The organism is Robiginitalea myxolifaciens (genome assembly GCF_900115205.1).
Lineage (GTDB): Bacteria > Bacteroidota > Bacteroidia > Flavobacteriales > Flavobacteriaceae > Robiginitalea > Robiginitalea myxolifaciens.
Map to the genome: position 1 here is coordinate 745,296 of NZ_FOYQ01000001.1, position 16,230 is coordinate 761,525.

Genomic DNA, 16,230 nt, shown 5'->3' on the forward strand with positions numbered 1-16,230 from the left:
GGCTTATTATAACTCAAACACCAAGGGACATGAAAAAGATATTATTACCCACCGATTTCTCAGAGGTTGCACTCAATGCCATCCACTACGCCCTTGAATTTTATAAGGATCAGGAATGCTTGTTTTTCCTCCTCCACACCTATACCCCACCGGTATACCATCCCGAATATATTTTGGGTAGTCCGGGTCAGATAGGCCTGGGGGACGTGATGCAGGAGGCTGCGGAAACCCGCCTAAAAAAGCTAAAACACAGTCTGGAGGAAAAATTTCCGAATCCAAATCACTCGCTGCGTATCCACGCCGCTTTTAGCACCCTCGTACATGAGATCCACGACCGGGCAGCCCAGGAAGGAGTGGACCTGGTAATCATGGGAACCAAAGGAGCTACAGGAGCCCGGGAAATCCTCTTCGGCAGCAACGCAGTGCATGTTATCAAAAATAGCAACTGTCCGGTTTTGGTGATTCCCCCCGGCTACAGCTATCAGGAACCGAACATAATCCTGTTTCCCACCGATTATGAAATCGAATACACCGGGGAGTTACTGGGGCCTCTTACGGAAATTCAAAAGAATCATAAAAGCACCGTCCATGTGCTCCATGTATCCGCCGGTCCTGAATTGAGCGCCAGGCAAGCTGCCTTGCGCAAATTGCTGAAGGCCAAACTCGGAGATACTGCTCATTTCCACGATATAGCGGATACCCCGTTGATTAGCGCTATTAATGAGTTTAAAAGCGAAAAACCCGTAAACCTGCTCGCTATGGTGCGCAACAAGCACACGTTTGTCGAGCGATTATTTATAGAACCTGTGATTAAGAATATAGGGTTTCATGTAAATGTTCCCTTTTTGATTCTGCCACCGGATAAATCCTTTGAATTATGAGAAAAGTTGGTATTTGGATTGATCGAAAAAATGCCCACCTGGTCTTCCTGACCCCGAAGGGCGAAGTAATGCACACTGTTGAATCCGAATTGGAATTCTTTCGGCCCAAAGGTGGATCGGGAACTCCGAATGCCCGTTGGGGTCCACAGGATGTAGTGCAGGATAGTAAATATCTGGAGCGTCATAAACACCAGATGAAGCAGTATTTCAGTGAAGTCGTGAAGCATCTCAAGGCCGGGGACAGCATTGTATTGTTCGGACCTGCCGATACGGCTGCCCTACTGCGTACCGAACTGGAGACAAATCACCACGACCTGGCAGCCGGGATTACCTCGGTACATAAGGCCGATTCCATGACCGATAACCAGGTCAAAGCCTGGGTTCGGGATTATTTTGCCACCTCCGATGTGGAATGACCCTATGCCCTGATCAGTAGGGGAAAAGCAAAGTTTGTGACTTGGATTGGGGGTCGGATGTTATAAAAGCGGGCTAAGCACGCGTCCGATCCCCTCTTTTAATCGGGCTCCCCAGGAGCGATCCCGAAATTCGTGGTAGGCCAGCATCCTGCTGATATTTATTTCTTTCAGGAAATCTTCCTTTAGTTTTTGTGCCACCGCTTCGTCATATACTAAGGCATTGACCTCGAAATTGTGCTCCAGGCTTCGGCTGTCGAGGTTAGCCGTACCCACCATTGCAAAATTGTCGTCGGCTACTACCATCTTGCTGTGCAGGAATCCTTCCGGATAGAGATAAATCTTAATTCCCGCCTTCAAAAATCCTTCGAAGTAAGACCGGACACTCCAGCCAACGATTCGACTGTCTGAACTTTCCGAAAGCAAAACACGGACGTCTATTCCACTGCGGGAAGCGGCTACCATGGCTTTTTGAAGGGCAGGCCCCGGAATAATATAAGGATTGATGATATAGACATAGTGCTGGGCGTTGAGCAGGGCAGCTAAGTACACCCATTCCAGTGAAGCAAAGTCATCGTCGGGCCCGCCGTGTAGAATCTGAATAGCCACCTTCCCCGGAGCAGGAGTAATCCTCGCTTGCTCCCATTGCGGATCAAAAATATCTTGTCCGCTAACCATGTACCAATCCTCAACGAAGATGCGGTTCAAATGCCAGGCAGCGCGGCCACTTATCCTGAGGTACAAGTCGTGCCAATTTCCGAGCACAGGGTCTCCCTTGAGGTACTTATCCGACATATTGATTCCCCCTGTAAAGGCGACACGATTATCTACCACGATAATTTTACGGTGATTTCTGTGGTTCAGGGACTCGAGGAAACGTCCGAAACGAAATGGCAGGAAGGGAAATACTTCAACTCCGGCCTTTTCCAGCTTCCTGCGGTACGCGGCGCTTAGGGTTAAACTGCCGATAACATCATAGATCAGGCGCACCCGGACACCCTGGGTTATTTTCAGCTTAAACAGTTCCAGCAGGCGTTGGGTCAGTTCCCCTTCCTCAAAGATGTAGTACTGCAAGTGTATGTGATCCCTTGCCCCTTCCAGGGCCTGAAAAATGGCTTCAAAGGTACTTTTACCATCAGTTAGTAAGCGCAACGCATTGTCCTGAGAAGGAGCCAGCTGGTTATGGTTATATGCGATTCGGACTACTTTTTGAATCAGCAGACTATCCACAGGCAGGGATGCCGAAGTCGGTTCCGGTTCGCCCGGAAGTGTTAATTTGTCGATGGAGAGTTTTTTCCGCCTTCGATTGCGACCCAGCACCCAATAAAAAAGGATTCCCCCAACCGGGACGGTTAGGATGGCCAGAATCCAGGCAAGCGTTTTAGATGGTTTGGCCCCATGAACCAGCAAACCCAAGATGAGGATGAGGGCAACCAGGGCGTACAGCACCAGAGCGATTATGATTCCGGGGTTTTCGATACCTGCAGGTTTACAATCCGCTACCTCTTAAAGGTAGTACCTGTATCGCCAATAAAAAAACCCCCGGAAATACTTCCAGGGGTTTCTTCTTGTTGGCCTACTAGGACTCGAACCTAGAATGACTGAACCAAAATCAGTAGTGTTGCCAATTACACCATAGGCCAATCAGCCGTTAAGCGGATGCAAATTTAAAACAAAGTTCGGGAAGGGCAAACTATTTTTTTGGCTGTTAAAGCTTTCCTCAAATTAGGCAGGGAATGTGGGTTATTTACTAAATTCGCCTCGTACTGGTAAAACCCATCCGCGCATGCTTGCGAAAAACTTCAAGAAGTGGGACACCCTTTGCGGGTGGTTCGTTTTTGCTTTCAGCTTTATCATCTATTTCATTACGACCGAACCCACTGGCAGCTTTTGGGATGCCGGGGAATACATCGCTACCTCTGCCAAACTGCAGGTAGCCCACCCCCCCGGGGCTCCGTTCTTTCAGATGATGGGTGCCTTTTTTGCCATGTTTGCTCCAGATCCCACGGATGTAGCCTTCATGGTTAACCTCATGTCGGGGGTTTCTGCCGCTTTTGCCTTGCTATTCATGTTCTGGACCCTGACCAACCTCAGCCGCAAACTCACCGGGTTTTCTGCAGAAAGTACCAACGGGAAAGCGATTGCCATACTAGGTGGAGCCCTTGTTGGCACACTTAGCCTCTGTTTTTCGGATAGTTTCTGGTTTAACGCCGTCGAGACCGAGGTGTATGCGATGGCCAGTTTAATTATGTCCCTCCTGCTCTGGCTGGGCCTGAAGTGGACAGACAACCTGGATAATCCAAGGGGAAATCGCTATCTCGTTTTGATTGCCTTTGTGGTAGGACTCACCTTCGGGATCCAGTTTATGGGCTTTTTGGCCATACCCTCCATAGGGTTGATGTACTATTTCAAGCGATACAAGACCGTAACGCCATTGAACTTTATCCTGGCCAATATTGCAGTGATTGGGGTCTTGTTCCTGGTCTTTAAATTTTCGCTGACCTATGTGCTGATGTTATTCGGGTGGAGTGAAGTTTTCTTTATCAATGATGTAGGCCTGCCCTTTAATTCGGGAACAATTATCATGGGGCTGCTCTTTGCCGGGGTTTTCTTTTGGGGTCTTCGCTATACCCGAAAGAATGAAATGTACCGGATCAATACGATAATTCTCTGTGGCCTGTTCATGTTCCTGGGCTTTTCCTCCTGGCTCATGCTCCCCATACGGGCCAATGCCAAGGTGGTGATCAACGAAAATAACCCGGCCGATGCGCGTGCCTTATTGGCCTATTATAACCGGGAACAGTATCCCGGGGTAGACAGCCCAGTATATGGGGCCTATTACTCTGACCGCTTCGCTGAGGCTGGTCCCAGCCGGGACGATAGCCCCAAGTACGAAAAGGACGAAGCTCTGGGTAAATATGTTATTGTAAACCAGTACGAAGATGCCCTGCCGGGTCCAAATCCGGATCATGTAGGCCTGCTCCCCCGGATGTGGAGTGATCAGCACGCCGAAAACTATATGCGCTATTTCGGGCCGCTGGATTTTAAGCTTACCGAGAACAACGCCGAATTGCGGGCAGCTGCAGCACAGTTGCGACAGGGCCTTGAAGCCGGGGAGATCGAAGAAGATCAATACATCAGTTTCCTGAATCGCTTCCGGGATTACCTGGAGGTACAACCCCCAACCGTCGGACAAAACCTGGATTATATGGTGCGTTTCCAGTTCGGCTACATGTATTGGAGGTACTTCATGTGGAATTTTGTGGGCAAGGAAAACGATAAACAGGGGCGCTATAATGGCAATGGGGAATGGCTCAGCGGGATTGGCTTTGTAGACAATTGGTTCCATGGCAGCCAGTCTAACTTGCCCCAGGATGTACTCGACAATAAAGGAAGGAATACCTATTTCTTCCTCCCGCTATTACTTGGAATTATCGGGCTGGTTTTCCAAATAAGCCGTAACCCCAAGCAATTCTGGGTGCTTTTTGTTTTCTTCCTCTTCACGGGAATTGCGATTCAATTTTACACCAACCCCTATATTTTCCAACCGCGAGAACGGGACTACTCCCTGGTTGGCTCCTTCTTCATTTTTACGATTTGGATCGGAATGGGAGTAGTTGGGCTTTATGAAGAATTTAAACGGCTGATTGCGCCGAAAATCTGGGCGCCCGTAGTGGTGTTGCTCTGCCTCTTTGCGGTACCGGGAGTCATGGCTTTCCAGAATTGGGACGACCACGATCGCTCAGGCCGCTACACGGCCAGGGCAGCTGCTAAAGCTTACCTGGATAGCTGTGAAAAAGACGTGGGGGCCATGCTGTTTACTATTGGGGACAACGATACATTCCCCCTGTGGTATGCCCAGGAAATTGAGAATTATCGGACCGATGTCCGGGTAATCTGTACCAGCCTGTTTGCCACCGACTGGTATGTGGATCAGATGAAGCACAAAGCCTATACCAGTGATCCGATTCCTTCCCAGCTAACGCACGATTTATATCGCTATGGGAACCGGGATGTGATCTACCACCAGGCACTAACTGAAAATCGCTGGAATATTAAAGACTTCATGGCGTGGATTGCCAGCGACCGCCCGGAAACCAAACTGCGCTCCTACCTGCAGCGCGTTGGAGCCGACGTTAACGAATATCCTGAAAGCACCTTGGATCTGGTTTTCTATCCGACCAATAAAATCCGGGTACCCGTAAACAAAAGGAATGTGCTTGAATCCGGCCTTGTCGCCGAAAAGGATTCCGCACTGATCGTGGATTATATCGATATAGACCTGCCTGGGGTTCTGCCCAAGAATCGCATTCTGATGCTCGATATCCTGGCCAATAACGATTGGAAGCGACCCATCTATTTTTCAGGAGGAAGCTTTGACCGGGCGGAGTATATCTGGATGAAAGAATACCTCCAACTCGAGGGGATGGCCTATAAATTGGTCCCCATTCGCACCGAGAACCGCAACTCCTTTGAATTGGGTCGTATCGATACCGAACGGATGTTCAACGTGGTAATGAACTGGGATTTTGGAAATTCGGGTAGTGACGACATTTACCACGATCCCCAAACCCGATCCCAGGGACTCTCGGTTCGGGCCAATACAGCACGCCTGGTAGAAGCCCTGATCGACGAAGGAAAAATAGATGAAGCCAAGCAGGTTATTGAACTCATCATGACCAACCTTCCGGTGAAGCACTTTGATTTCTACACCTTTGTTGAGCCTTTCGTCGACGGGTATTTCAAAGTAGGGGAAACGACCAAGGGCCGCGAATTGTTCCGCGAGCTCAAAGCTATTTACATGGATCGGCTGGATTACTACGCTGGTATCCCGCGGGAAGAACAGATTTCCCTGGCCGAATCTATCTATTCGGACCTGGAAGCGTACAAACGATTAATCGGGATTCTTCAGGCCAATAACGAAACTGAACTGGCTGCCAGCGAAGATTTGATATTCCGGGAGCAAATGGATCGGATTGCTCTGATGCGTCCGAGTTTCCTCGAGGAATTGCCAGACCTGCCAGAAGAAAGGATGGATCCGGATATGATGGATTCCGCACCGCTGATCGATACACTACCTGTGTCCGATACCCTGGCAACAGATAATACCAACGTAGACGAACCGGCCGACAGCGCGGTGATCAATAACTAAATACTGGGAGGAAATTACAGGTACTCGTTTAGGATTCCGATGAGGGTATTGGCATCCTGCTCGCCGCTCTGGCGCCATACCATCTCTCCTTTTTTATAGATCATCAAAGTAGGAAGGCCTTTGATGCGAAGTGCCTGGGAGAGTTCCTTATTCTTGTCGACATCGATTTTAATGACCTTGCCTTTGTCTCCAAGGGCAGCAGCCACATCCCGGAGTACGGGATGCATCGCCGTAGATTGTTCGTTCCACTCGGCGTAGAAATCCAGGAGTACCGGGATATTCTGGTCGATTAATTCACCGAATTTAGACATATAGGTGTCGTTAAATTACCCCTCAAAAGTAAGAAAAAATGTTAAATAGCCTTTCAGAAGGCCTGTAATTAGGGGGTTTAGAGCGTTAAATTCACGTTAAACCCTTCCGTTTAAGTTCGATCACGGTAATCTCAGGCCAAATGCCAACACGTCCCGGATATCCCAGAAATCCAAAACCGCGGTTAACATTGATGAACTGTCCGAGTTCCTCGTAGATACCTGCCCAGTATTTATAGCGCCACTTGACCGGGCTCCATTTGATCCACCCGGGAATCTCAATCCCAAATTGCATCCCATGGGTATGACCGCTCAGGGTGAGGTGGTAATGCAGCTCATCCTGTATCACCTGATCCTCCCAATGTGAAGGATCGTGGCTCATCAGGATCTTAAAGGCAGCCGGGTCCAGGCCTTCGGTTGCTTTGCGCAGGTCACCTGCTTTCTTAAAACCACCACGCCCCCAGTTCTCCACTCCTACCAGGGCTAGGCGCGCTCCGTTTCGCTCTAAAAAGGTGTGTTCATTAAGGAGCAGCTTAAAACCCATATCCCGTTGGAGGTTTTTCAGATCTTCCAAATTCTGAGATTTGGCTTCCGCGGTTTCCCAACTGACGTAATCCCCGTAATCGTGATTCCCCAGAACGGAGTATTTCCCATCCGGAGCGCTGAGGGTGCTGAACAACTCCGCCCAGGGTTTCATTTCCACCGCCATATTGTTGACCATGTCCCCGGTGAACAGGATCACATCGCTTTGTTGTTTATTGATCAGATCTACGGCGTATTCGATCTTGTCGCGATTGTCAAAACTTCCACTATGAATGTCGGAAATCTGTGTCAGCGTATAGCCGTCAAAGGCCTCGGGCAAATCCTTGAACTCCAGGGTGTATCGGAGCACTTTAAAATTGTACTTCCCCCGGAACATGCCATACAGCAAAGCCCCAAAAGGCAGGGAGGCCAAACCAAGTGCCATCAGGCTCAGGAAACGGCGGCGCCCAGGTACCGTGAACTCCCCTTTACCCCCAAGAAATTTGTGATAGATGCCCACCACCAGGCGAACGATATCCTCTGAGAACAGGAATAAGATGGTGATCAGGTTAAAGGTGAGCACCGCCAGTAAAAATCCGAAGGCAAAACTCTTTGGTCGGCTCAATACCCGACCCTGAACTTCACCCAGCGTAAACTGGTAAATAAAATTCCCGAGAATGACCAGAACAATAGCGATATACAGGAAACGCACCCATGGAAAGCGCACCGCGGCCTGTAGCGCCTGTAAGGTATACAGGCATAAAGCAAAATAAACGACAATAAAAATGATCCAACGCCACATGGGTTAAAGATACCTATTATATAGCCTTGATGCGGTGGACGGTTTCAGAAATACGGGTTGCATCGGAAAGCAGTGGGCTGGTTTCCCGCAACATCCCGGGGCTGTTCATTGCAGGACCGTGAAAGAGCTCCTGTTCCTGCGGAACCTGAACTCCGCTTAAATGAATAGCAGTAAATCCGGCATCGGCAAACAGGCCTGCATTGTCGGGGCCAATCCCCGCCCCCGGCATGAATTTGCAATTTCGGGCTTGCGCAGCGAGACCTACCAATGTGGACAGTCCGGCCGTTGCGTTGGAAGCCTGTCCGCTGCTCAGGATATACATCGGGCCCAGGGTTTCGAGCTGCTCCAATACTTTCTCGGGTTCCGGGCAGCGGTCGAAGGCGCGATGAAAGGTAAAGGTGGAATCCCCGGCGGCCTCTTTCAGAATTTGGGTGCGCTCCATATCCAGGGATCCATCCTGAAATAAAACGCCACTCACGATTCCAGCGACCCCGGCTTCCCGTGCCAGGGCAATATCCCGAAGCATGGCCTTAAACTCGGATGCATCGTAACAGAAATCTCCGCTGCGTGGTCGGATCAAAACATGTACCGGAATGCGCACCTCCTCCAGGACCTGGGTCAGCATCCCCAGGGAAGGGGTAATCCCTCCTACGGCCAGCTCACTGCAAAACTCAATTCGGTCCGCTCCGGCAGCCTGGGCGATTTTCGCAGAGCTCACAGAATTGGCACATACTTCTACCAGCATATTGTTATCTTTAAAATTCGAATTTAATCCCTTAGGACGATGGACAGAAGGAAATTTCTGGAAAATTCCTCTTTAGGCGCCACGGGCATCCTGGCCGTGAGTGCATTAGCCTCCTGCAACACCGGATCGGACAAATCGGGAACTGCTGGAACTATGGCCGGCGAGGCCGATAAAACCGCCGAAGCAGGGGAGGCCATAGCAGGTCCTATTGCCCTTTGCACCTGGAACTTTGGCAAGGCCAGCGAGGCCGCCTGGGAAGTGCTCAATGCCGGAGGAAGTTCCCTGGATGCTGCCGAAGCGGGAGTCCGCGTCGAGGAGTCAAATCCCGAAAATATGACTGTAGGTTTAGGGGGCAGGCCCGATCGGGATGGCCATGTAACCCTGGATGCCTGCATTATGGATTCCGATGGGAATTGTGGGGCGGTAATGGCCCTGGAAGGTTTTGAACACCCGGTATCGGTTGCCCGTAAGGTAATGGAAGAAACCCCTCATGTAATACTCGTTGGAGAAGGTGCCGCGCAATTTGCCAGAGAGCAGGGGTTTGATACCCGCGAGTTATTGACCGAGGCTGCCCGTGAGGAGTATGAGGAATGGAAAAAAACTTCGGATTACAAACCTGTCATCAATATTGAAAACCACGATACCATTGGCATGCTTACCCGGGACTCGGCAGGGAATATTGCCGGAGCCTGTACCACCAGTGGCCTGGCCTATAAAATGCGCGGGCGTGTAGGAGATAGTCCGGTAATCGGAGCGGGACTTTATGTCGATAACGAGGTTGGCGGTGCCACGGCAACAGGAATGGGTGAGGAAGTGGTGCGAACTGTCGGAAGCTTTTTGATTGTAGAATTAATGCGCCAGGGACTTAGCCCGCAGGCTGCCTGTGAAGAAGGCGTGCGGCGAATCCTGGCAAAGAACAAAGGACGGCAGGACTTCCAAATTGGTTTTATCGCGCTCAATAAGCAAGGACAAACCGGGTCCTATTGCATCCACCCGGGATTCAGCTATCGCCTCTATGATGCCAACGGACACCGCAATGTCCCATCTGCAAGTTTTATTCAACCCGAGTCATAAATCGATAAAATGTCAACAAAGAAACGACTCTTCCTCCTGGACGCCTATGCCCTGATCTTCAGAGGATATTACGCCCTCATTAAAAATCCGAGAATCAACTCCAAGGGTATGGACACCTCGGCAATTATGGGCTTTATGAATAGCCTTTTCGATGTGATCCGCCGTGAGAAACCGGATCACCTGGCGGTATGTTTTGATAAAGACGGCAGTGCTGAACGCACCGAACTCTTCCCGGAATACAAGGCCAATCGGGACGAAACCCCCGACGCCATCCGGGTTGCCGTTCCTTGGATACAGGATATCCTTAAGGCCATGCATATTCCCTGCATTGAGCGATCCGGACTTGAGGCAGACGATATCATCGGGACACTTTCCCGACAGGCAGAAGCTGAAGGCTTTGAAGTCTTCATGGTTACTCCCGATAAAGACTTTGGGCAACTCGTCACTGAGCACACCTTTATGTACCGACCCGCCCGAATGGGTAACGGGATCGAAATCTGGGGGATTCCTGAGGTTCAGAAACGATTTGGTGTGGAGCGGCCAGAACAGGTTATCGACTATCTGGGGATGATGGGTGATGCCAGTGATAACATTCCTGGTTTTCCTGGCGTTGGCGACAAAACGGCCAAGAAATTTATAGCCGAATACGGTTCTGTAGAAGGGTTGTTGGCCAATGTTGACCAGCTCAAGGGTAAAATGAAGGAAAAAATCGAGGCCAATGCCGAACTGGGCCTACTCTCCAAAAAACTGGCCACGATCTGTTTGGACTGCGATGTCGAATTCGATGCCGAGGATTTTGAGCTGAGTATGCCCGACAGCCAAAAAGTGCAGGAACTTTTTGAGGAACTGGAATTCCGCCGCCTCAAAGAACAGTTCCTGAAGCTGTTCTCCGGCGAAGCGGAACCAGCCGCCCAGGTAAGCAGCACGGAAACCGCTCGCAAACAGCAGCGCGAAGCGGGGAGTGGACAATTCAGCCTCTTCGGGGACGCAGCGGAAAGCCAACCTTTGGAAGAATACTCAGGCCGGAGGACCATTGCCGATGTAGATCATCACTACCAGGCGGTAGCCAGTGGAATGGCCCGAAAACTATTCCTGCAAAGCCTGATGTCCCAAACCCGTGTTTGCTTTGATACTGAAACCACCTCGCTGAATCCGTTGGAAGCCGAGTTGGTCGGGATCGCTTTCAGCTGGGAAGCTGGAAAAGGCTTCTACCTCCCCTTCTCGGAATCGCGGGAAGAGGCCCTGGAATTGTTAGAAGAATTGCGGCCGTTTTTTGAAGACACCAACATTGAAAAAATCGGGCAAAACCTGAAATACGACATCAAGGTCCTGCGGATGTATGGGATCGAGGTGAAAGGGCCACTTTTCGACACCATGCTCGCGCATTACCTCATCAATCCAGACATGCGGCACAACATGGATGTGTTGGCCGAAACCTATTTGAATTACAGCCCGGTTCCCATCAGCGACCTCATTGGAAAAAAAGGCAAGAACCAGTTGAGTATGCGCGACGTACCGCTGGAGGATCAGAAGGAATACGCTGTGGAAGATGCCGACATTACTTTGCAGTTGGCCCATCAGTTTGAAGGGGAACTCAAAGAAGCCGGGACAGCCGGGTTATTCCGGGATATCGAAATCCCCTTACTCCGTGTACTGGCCGATATGGAACTGGAAGGCATTAAACTGGATACGGATTTCCTGGGAAGTCTGGCCGCAGCCTTGAATAGCGATATAGAAAAACTCGAACAGCAGATTTACCAAGACGCGGGGGAAGAATTCAATATCGGATCGCCCAAGCAACTCGGCGAAATCCTGTTCGATAAAATGAAATTGGTCGATAAGCCAAAGAAGACCCGAACCGGCCAGTATTCGACTGCGGAGGATGTCTTGTCCTCCCTGGCTAAGGATCATCCGATTATACAGCATGTACTCGATTACCGGGGACTGACCAAATTAAAGTCTACCTATGTAGATGCCCTCCCGGAGCAAGTGGCTGCGGGTACCGGACGGGTGCATACCGATTATATGCAGACCGTAGCGGCAACCGGGCGGCTGAGCAGTAATAATCCCAATCTGCAAAATATCCCCATCCGAACCGAAAGGGGGCGGCAGGTGCGCAAGGCTTTTGTGCCGAGGGATTCTGACTATTGCCTTATGGCAGCAGATTACTCCCAGATTGAACTGCGCATCATTGCAGCCTTGAGTGAGGAAGACAACATGATCGAATCCTTCAAGAAAGGAGAAGATATCCACCGCTCCACGGCGGCTCGGGTTTTTGGGGTATCCCAGGAGGAAGTGACCCGGGAACAACGCGCGAACGCCAAAACAGTAAATTTTGGGATCATTTATGGGGTCTCCGCCTTTGGCCTGAGCAACCAGACCGATTTGAGCCGCACCGAAGCCAAGGAACTTATCGACACGTATTACAAGACGTATCCCAAGTTGCGGAACTACATCAGCGATCAGATCGATTTTGCGCGGGAAAATGGGTATGTGCAAACCGTGCTGGGGCGCCGGCGTTACCTGAAAGACATCAACGGCAGCAATGCAGTCGTTCGCGGGGCAGCCGAGCGCAATGCGGTAAACGCACCGATACAGGGTAGCGCAGCGGACATTATCAAAATCGCAATGATCCGCATCCATGATAAACTCCAGGCAGGGAATTACAAGACCAAAATGTTACTGCAGGTGCATGACGAACTGGTCTTTGACCTGTACAAAGCAGAGGAAAAAGAAGTCTGTGCAATGATTGTGGAGGAAATGGAAAACGCCTATGAGCTATCCGTGCCGCTTGTTGTCGATATGGGCCTGGGCGATAACTGGCTGGAAGCGCACTAATAGCTAGCGCTTAACAAAAACCAATTCCCCGTCGCTGACCACGTCGTCAAAAACGCTGCCTTCGAGTTGAAGGATGAGCTGATTTCCGCTGACAGAAGCCTCAGCTGTGGAAGTCACCCCCATGGCATCTACCACGGTTAGCTGGCCATTTTCGAAGGTGTAGGTGGCTTGCTCAACATTGGATTGCGAGGGGCAGGGAATGTCGAAATTTCCGGTAGCGAGTCCGCTCAGATCCAAATATTCCGAAGAGTTTTCGGCCTCCGCAGTACCGTCGGCATTGAAAGTAAGGCTGAGGATATAGCAATCTTTGGCTGCGAGGATATCGAGGAAATCCTTTGCGAGTAATTCGTCTTCCGTAGCGGTGTTCTCATCTATTCGCAATTCCCGGGCATCCCAGGTGCCCACAATACTGGCCGGCGCATCGTCCCCGCTGTCATTGGAGCAGGAAACCATGAGAAAGCTGCTCGTTAACAGGGCAGAAAGCAGGAATAATTTGGAAATTTCTTTGAGGACTTTCATGTGGCGTAGTTTCTGAAATAACAATTAACCCGGCAGCTACCCTACCTGGGTGTTATTCCAATAACGTAAGGCAGCACATAATATTTTCTGCGCCTTAGAGCGCAAAACGATATGTCGCCTTTAAGAGGAAGATATTCCTGGGTTGCACATCTCCGAAAATATTCGATTCTAAAGTATCTAGTAGCGGGTCGGCTGGATTTCCCGAAGCGGTGAGGTCCTGGGACCAAACCAGGAAGAGCTCCGAACCTGGAATATACTCCCAGCGAATCACCAGGTTGGAACGAAACTGCACAAAGGAGAAATCGGGATCCCCAAAGGTAAAGTCCACGCTCCCGTTACTATTTTCATCTACGGAATATACACCTTCCTGGAAACTGATTTCCTGGTCCGAATACCGCGTAATACGGTCCTCGAACTCGGCCGCAAGGGGATCGGTTACTATCTTAAATTCGGAATAACGGCCGCGCGAAATAAACGGTTGCCCCCAATACTGCAGGGTGAGGTTGGGGTTAATGGTATAGTTCAGGCGAATCGACATGGAAAGCGTTTGCTGCTCAATAAACCCATTGAGGTATCGGGTGTCGTCCCCAACAGAAATATTGCTGATCCATTGCAACTGGTCCCGGTTTATGGACCAACTCGGAAATGCAGAAAGGCTCAGGGCATTGGTCGGCTGATAAAAGAAGCCGCCGCTGACGCGATAATTCCTAAACGAATCATCAAAGGCGCGGTATCCATTGTGGCGCAGGGTAAACCGGATTTTCTTGCGACTGTCTGTATTAATACCACTCCAAAAACTTATCGCCGGGGACAGCCGAAGGCGGGGACCACCCCGCAGTGCAAAATTGTTGTGCTGGCTGGCCACTACCGTGGTCCCCAGATTGGAGAACCAGTTATTGGCCCAGTTCTGCCAGCTGTTGGTATTGAACATCAGTAAATTGTTGTTGCCCCCAAAATCCCATGCACCCCAGTGGTTGTAATTTATTCCGACACGCCGGAAGGTCTTGTCGGGTTTCAGGGTCTGATAACCAACCCAGGTGTAGTGGCGGATATCATCGGCCTGCCGCTGAAATCCGATGTCATTCAATTCCAACTCCGGCGATCTCCAGGTTCCACCCGTCTCAAATCGCCAATGACCATTACCCACTTTGCCCAATTGCAGGTTTCCCCCTGTTCCGGTAAGGGAGGTACGATTGGGATCCACCTCGAGATAATCTGCGCCTTCGCGCTGAAAGAGGTGCTCAATCGATTCCTGAGTACGTTGGATGGCACCTTCGCTTCCTTCGACATGGCTCCATACCAATCCCCCACCAACATACCAATCCCGATTGTTCCACTGATGCTTAAAGTCGACTCCTCCTGTATAGGCTGCCTGGTGTAAAAAATCGACAGACTCAGCCAGGGATTCGCGATTCGTAGCTGTAAAGAGGGTACCTACATAAGTGTCTCCGTCGTTGAAATCCTTTTGGACCCGACCCACCATATAATTGGTTAGCGGTTCAACAACCTCTTTGCGTCGATCCCCATTGTTATCGATTACTGCCTGCCTTCTTGCGGTTACGCTTTCCAAAAATCCTATAGACCAGCCATCGCGGGTTTTACCGCTAAACTTGGCAGCCCCCAGAATGGGTGTATTGGATGGTTGGTCTACAAATTCCCCATCGGCAAGGGAAGGAAATCCCTGTGGGCTGCGCCCAATCCTTCGGGAATAAAACACGTTGTCCGAACCGAACGTCTCTCCGGCCTGCGATTGGGAGACGGGCATTTCAAAAATGTTCTTATTCTCGATAAAGAAAGGCCGCTGTTCCCGGAAAAATATCTGAAACCCATCCAGGGCAATGGCGGAAGGGTCGGCTTCGACCTGCCCGAAATCCGGATTTAGGGTCAGGTCCAGGGTCAGGTCATTGGTAATGCCCACTTTGGCATCCAGCCCTCCGTTAAGATCGGTAAGACTTCCGTCTTCAAACGGATTGCCCTCCTGGGCGGGAAAAGTTATACTCCGGGCTACGGTGTAGGGCTGAATCTCCAGCTGATGTTGGCGTTCCAGGTCTTTAAGGCCATGCAATTCCCCGAATTCGCTGACCCACCCGGGTTGATCTATGGGCTTTCGTTGCCAAAGGGAACGCTCCTCCTCCCGAAAAAACCGTCGGGTCGACTGCAGCCCCCAGATCTGTTCCTCGGCATCCCCGAACTTAAGCTGGCTGAGCGGAATGCGCATCTCGGCCGTCCATCCCTCAGCATCAGTAGCTGTCTTGACAAACCAGATCGGATTCCAACTATCGTCCCAGTTATTCCCGTTGTTGGAGACAAATTCATCGCCTTTTACCCCGGCTGCCGTAACAGTAAATGAAAAGGAAGTCCTTTTGTCAAAATAGCTGTCGATGTTCAATTCTACCCAGTCTCCGGCAAAACCGTCACGGCGGGACAGGCGTTTTTCTATTTTGTCCGGTTCCGGATCGTAACATTTAAACGCTACATACAGGTTTTTGGCATCGTACAGAATCTTGAAGCGGGTTTCAACGCTGGGGTCGGTGTTCTCGTCGGGCTGAAATTCGGTGTAATCCCCAGCCCATTCTACCTGATCCCAGGCAGGATCGTTTAAGTTTCCGTCTATGGCCGGGGCAGCGGCATCCCCGACAGGTGCCGTCACGTAAATTTTCTTGGGAACTTCTTCTTCGCTTGTGGTAGTGAGTGCCTCCTCTGTGCCCGATGAAGCCACAGGTCCACTGGCCTCCTGAGCGCCGGCCTTAACAGTAAGAAATGTCAGGGCCAGCATTAATAACAGCTGTCTCATGGTTAGGTTTGTCGATTGATGCTGAATTAAAGACCTTTCCCACGACCCAGTGTTACAGAAATCCCGAATAAATCTCAAATTTTAACAGGATCGGGCGCAAAAAGTTGTTCGGGCGAGATCGGGGAAAAAATATTGCGATATAAGCATTTGTAATTCAACATATAGTTCGTACATTTGCAGCC

11 protein-coding genes and 1 tRNA gene are annotated in these 16,230 nt (G+C 50.4%); 5 read left to right on the top strand and 7 right to left on the bottom strand.

What is annotated here, in order from left to right; genetic code table 11:
• Positions 1 to 29: 29 nt before the first annotated feature.
• Positions 30 to 881 carry a universal stress protein gene (locus BM318_RS03265; RefSeq protein WP_092980645.1) on the top strand — a complete coding sequence of 284 codons (852 nt, stop codon included), beginning with the start codon at positions 30 to 32 and terminating at the stop codon, positions 879 to 881.
• Entirely contained in the window at positions 878 to 1,297 is a 420-nt protein-coding gene (locus BM318_RS03270) for a hypothetical protein (protein ID WP_092980647.1), read from the top strand. The genes BM318_RS03265 and BM318_RS03270 overlap by 4 nt, the downstream gene beginning before the upstream one ends.
• 60 nt (positions 1,298 to 1,357) lie before the next feature.
• Here the strand turns inward: BM318_RS03270 and cls are convergent, their stop codons facing one another.
• On the bottom strand, positions 1,358 to 2,743 hold the full coding sequence (gene cls / locus BM318_RS03275) for a cardiolipin synthase (protein ID WP_245759725.1): 1,386 nt from the start codon (positions 2,741 to 2,743) through the stop codon (positions 1,358 to 1,360).
• A 122-nt stretch (positions 2,744 to 2,865) separates the two neighbouring features.
• Positions 2,866 to 2,937: transfer RNA gene (locus tag BM318_RS03280), tRNA-Gln, on the bottom strand.
• 143 nt (positions 2,938 to 3,080) lie between these two features.
• On the opposite strand from BM318_RS03280, the gene BM318_RS03285 reads away from it, so the two are divergent.
• A complete protein-coding gene (locus tag BM318_RS03285) occupies positions 3,081 to 6,446 on the top strand; it encodes a glycosyltransferase family 117 protein (protein WP_092980650.1) in 3,366 nt (1,121 codons plus the stop codon).
• Between the two features lie 14 nt (positions 6,447 to 6,460).
• Here BM318_RS03285 and BM318_RS03290 read toward each other — a convergent pair whose 3' ends face one another.
• The 3 genes from BM318_RS03290 to BM318_RS03300 all read right to left on the bottom strand — a co-directional run bounded on the left by BM318_RS03290 (position 6,461) and on the right by BM318_RS03300 (position 8,823).
• Positions 6,461 to 6,757: a thioredoxin family protein gene (locus tag BM318_RS03290; protein WP_092980651.1), complete on the bottom strand. Its 297-nt coding sequence runs from the start codon at positions 6,755 to 6,757 to the stop codon at positions 6,461 to 6,463.
• A 91-nt stretch (positions 6,758 to 6,848) separates the two neighbouring features.
• Positions 6,849 to 8,078, bottom strand: a complete 1,230-nt coding sequence (locus BM318_RS03295; protein WP_092980653.1) for a metallophosphoesterase — start codon at positions 8,076 to 8,078, stop codon at positions 6,849 to 6,851.
• A 16-nt stretch (positions 8,079 to 8,094) separates the two neighbouring features.
• A complete protein-coding gene (locus BM318_RS03300) occupies positions 8,095 to 8,823 on the bottom strand; it encodes a copper homeostasis protein CutC (RefSeq protein ID WP_092980655.1) in 729 nt (242 codons plus the stop codon).
• A 39-nt stretch (positions 8,824 to 8,862) separates the two neighbouring features.
• Here BM318_RS03300 and BM318_RS03305 point away from each other — a divergent pair, with 39 nt between their 5' ends.
• Both BM318_RS03305 and polA read left to right on the top strand, forming a co-directional pair.
• A complete protein-coding gene (locus BM318_RS03305) occupies positions 8,863 to 9,897 on the top strand; it encodes an isoaspartyl peptidase/L-asparaginase family protein (RefSeq protein WP_092980656.1) in 1,035 nt (344 codons plus the stop codon).
• Positions 9,898 to 9,906: 9 nt separating this feature from the next.
• The gene (polA, locus tag BM318_RS03310) at positions 9,907 to 12,735 is read left to right on the top strand and encodes a DNA polymerase I (RefSeq protein ID WP_092980658.1); all 2,829 of its coding nucleotides are present in this window, start codon (positions 9,907 to 9,909) and stop codon (positions 12,733 to 12,735) included.
• Between the two features lie 3 nt (positions 12,736 to 12,738).
• On the opposite strand, the gene BM318_RS03315 is transcribed toward polA, so the two are convergent.
• Together BM318_RS03315 and BM318_RS03320 are read right to left on the bottom strand one after the other, a co-directional pair.
• Positions 12,739 to 13,254 (bottom strand): hypothetical protein, encoded by a 516-nt coding sequence (locus tag BM318_RS03315; protein WP_092980659.1) that lies wholly within the window; start codon positions 13,252 to 13,254, stop codon positions 12,739 to 12,741.
• A gap of 94 nt (positions 13,255 to 13,348) precedes the next feature.
• Complete coding sequence (locus tag BM318_RS03320) at positions 13,349 to 16,048, bottom strand: DUF5916 domain-containing protein (protein WP_092980661.1); 2,700 nt, start codon at positions 16,046 to 16,048, stop codon at positions 13,349 to 13,351.
• Positions 16,049 to 16,230 lie beyond the last annotated feature (182 nt).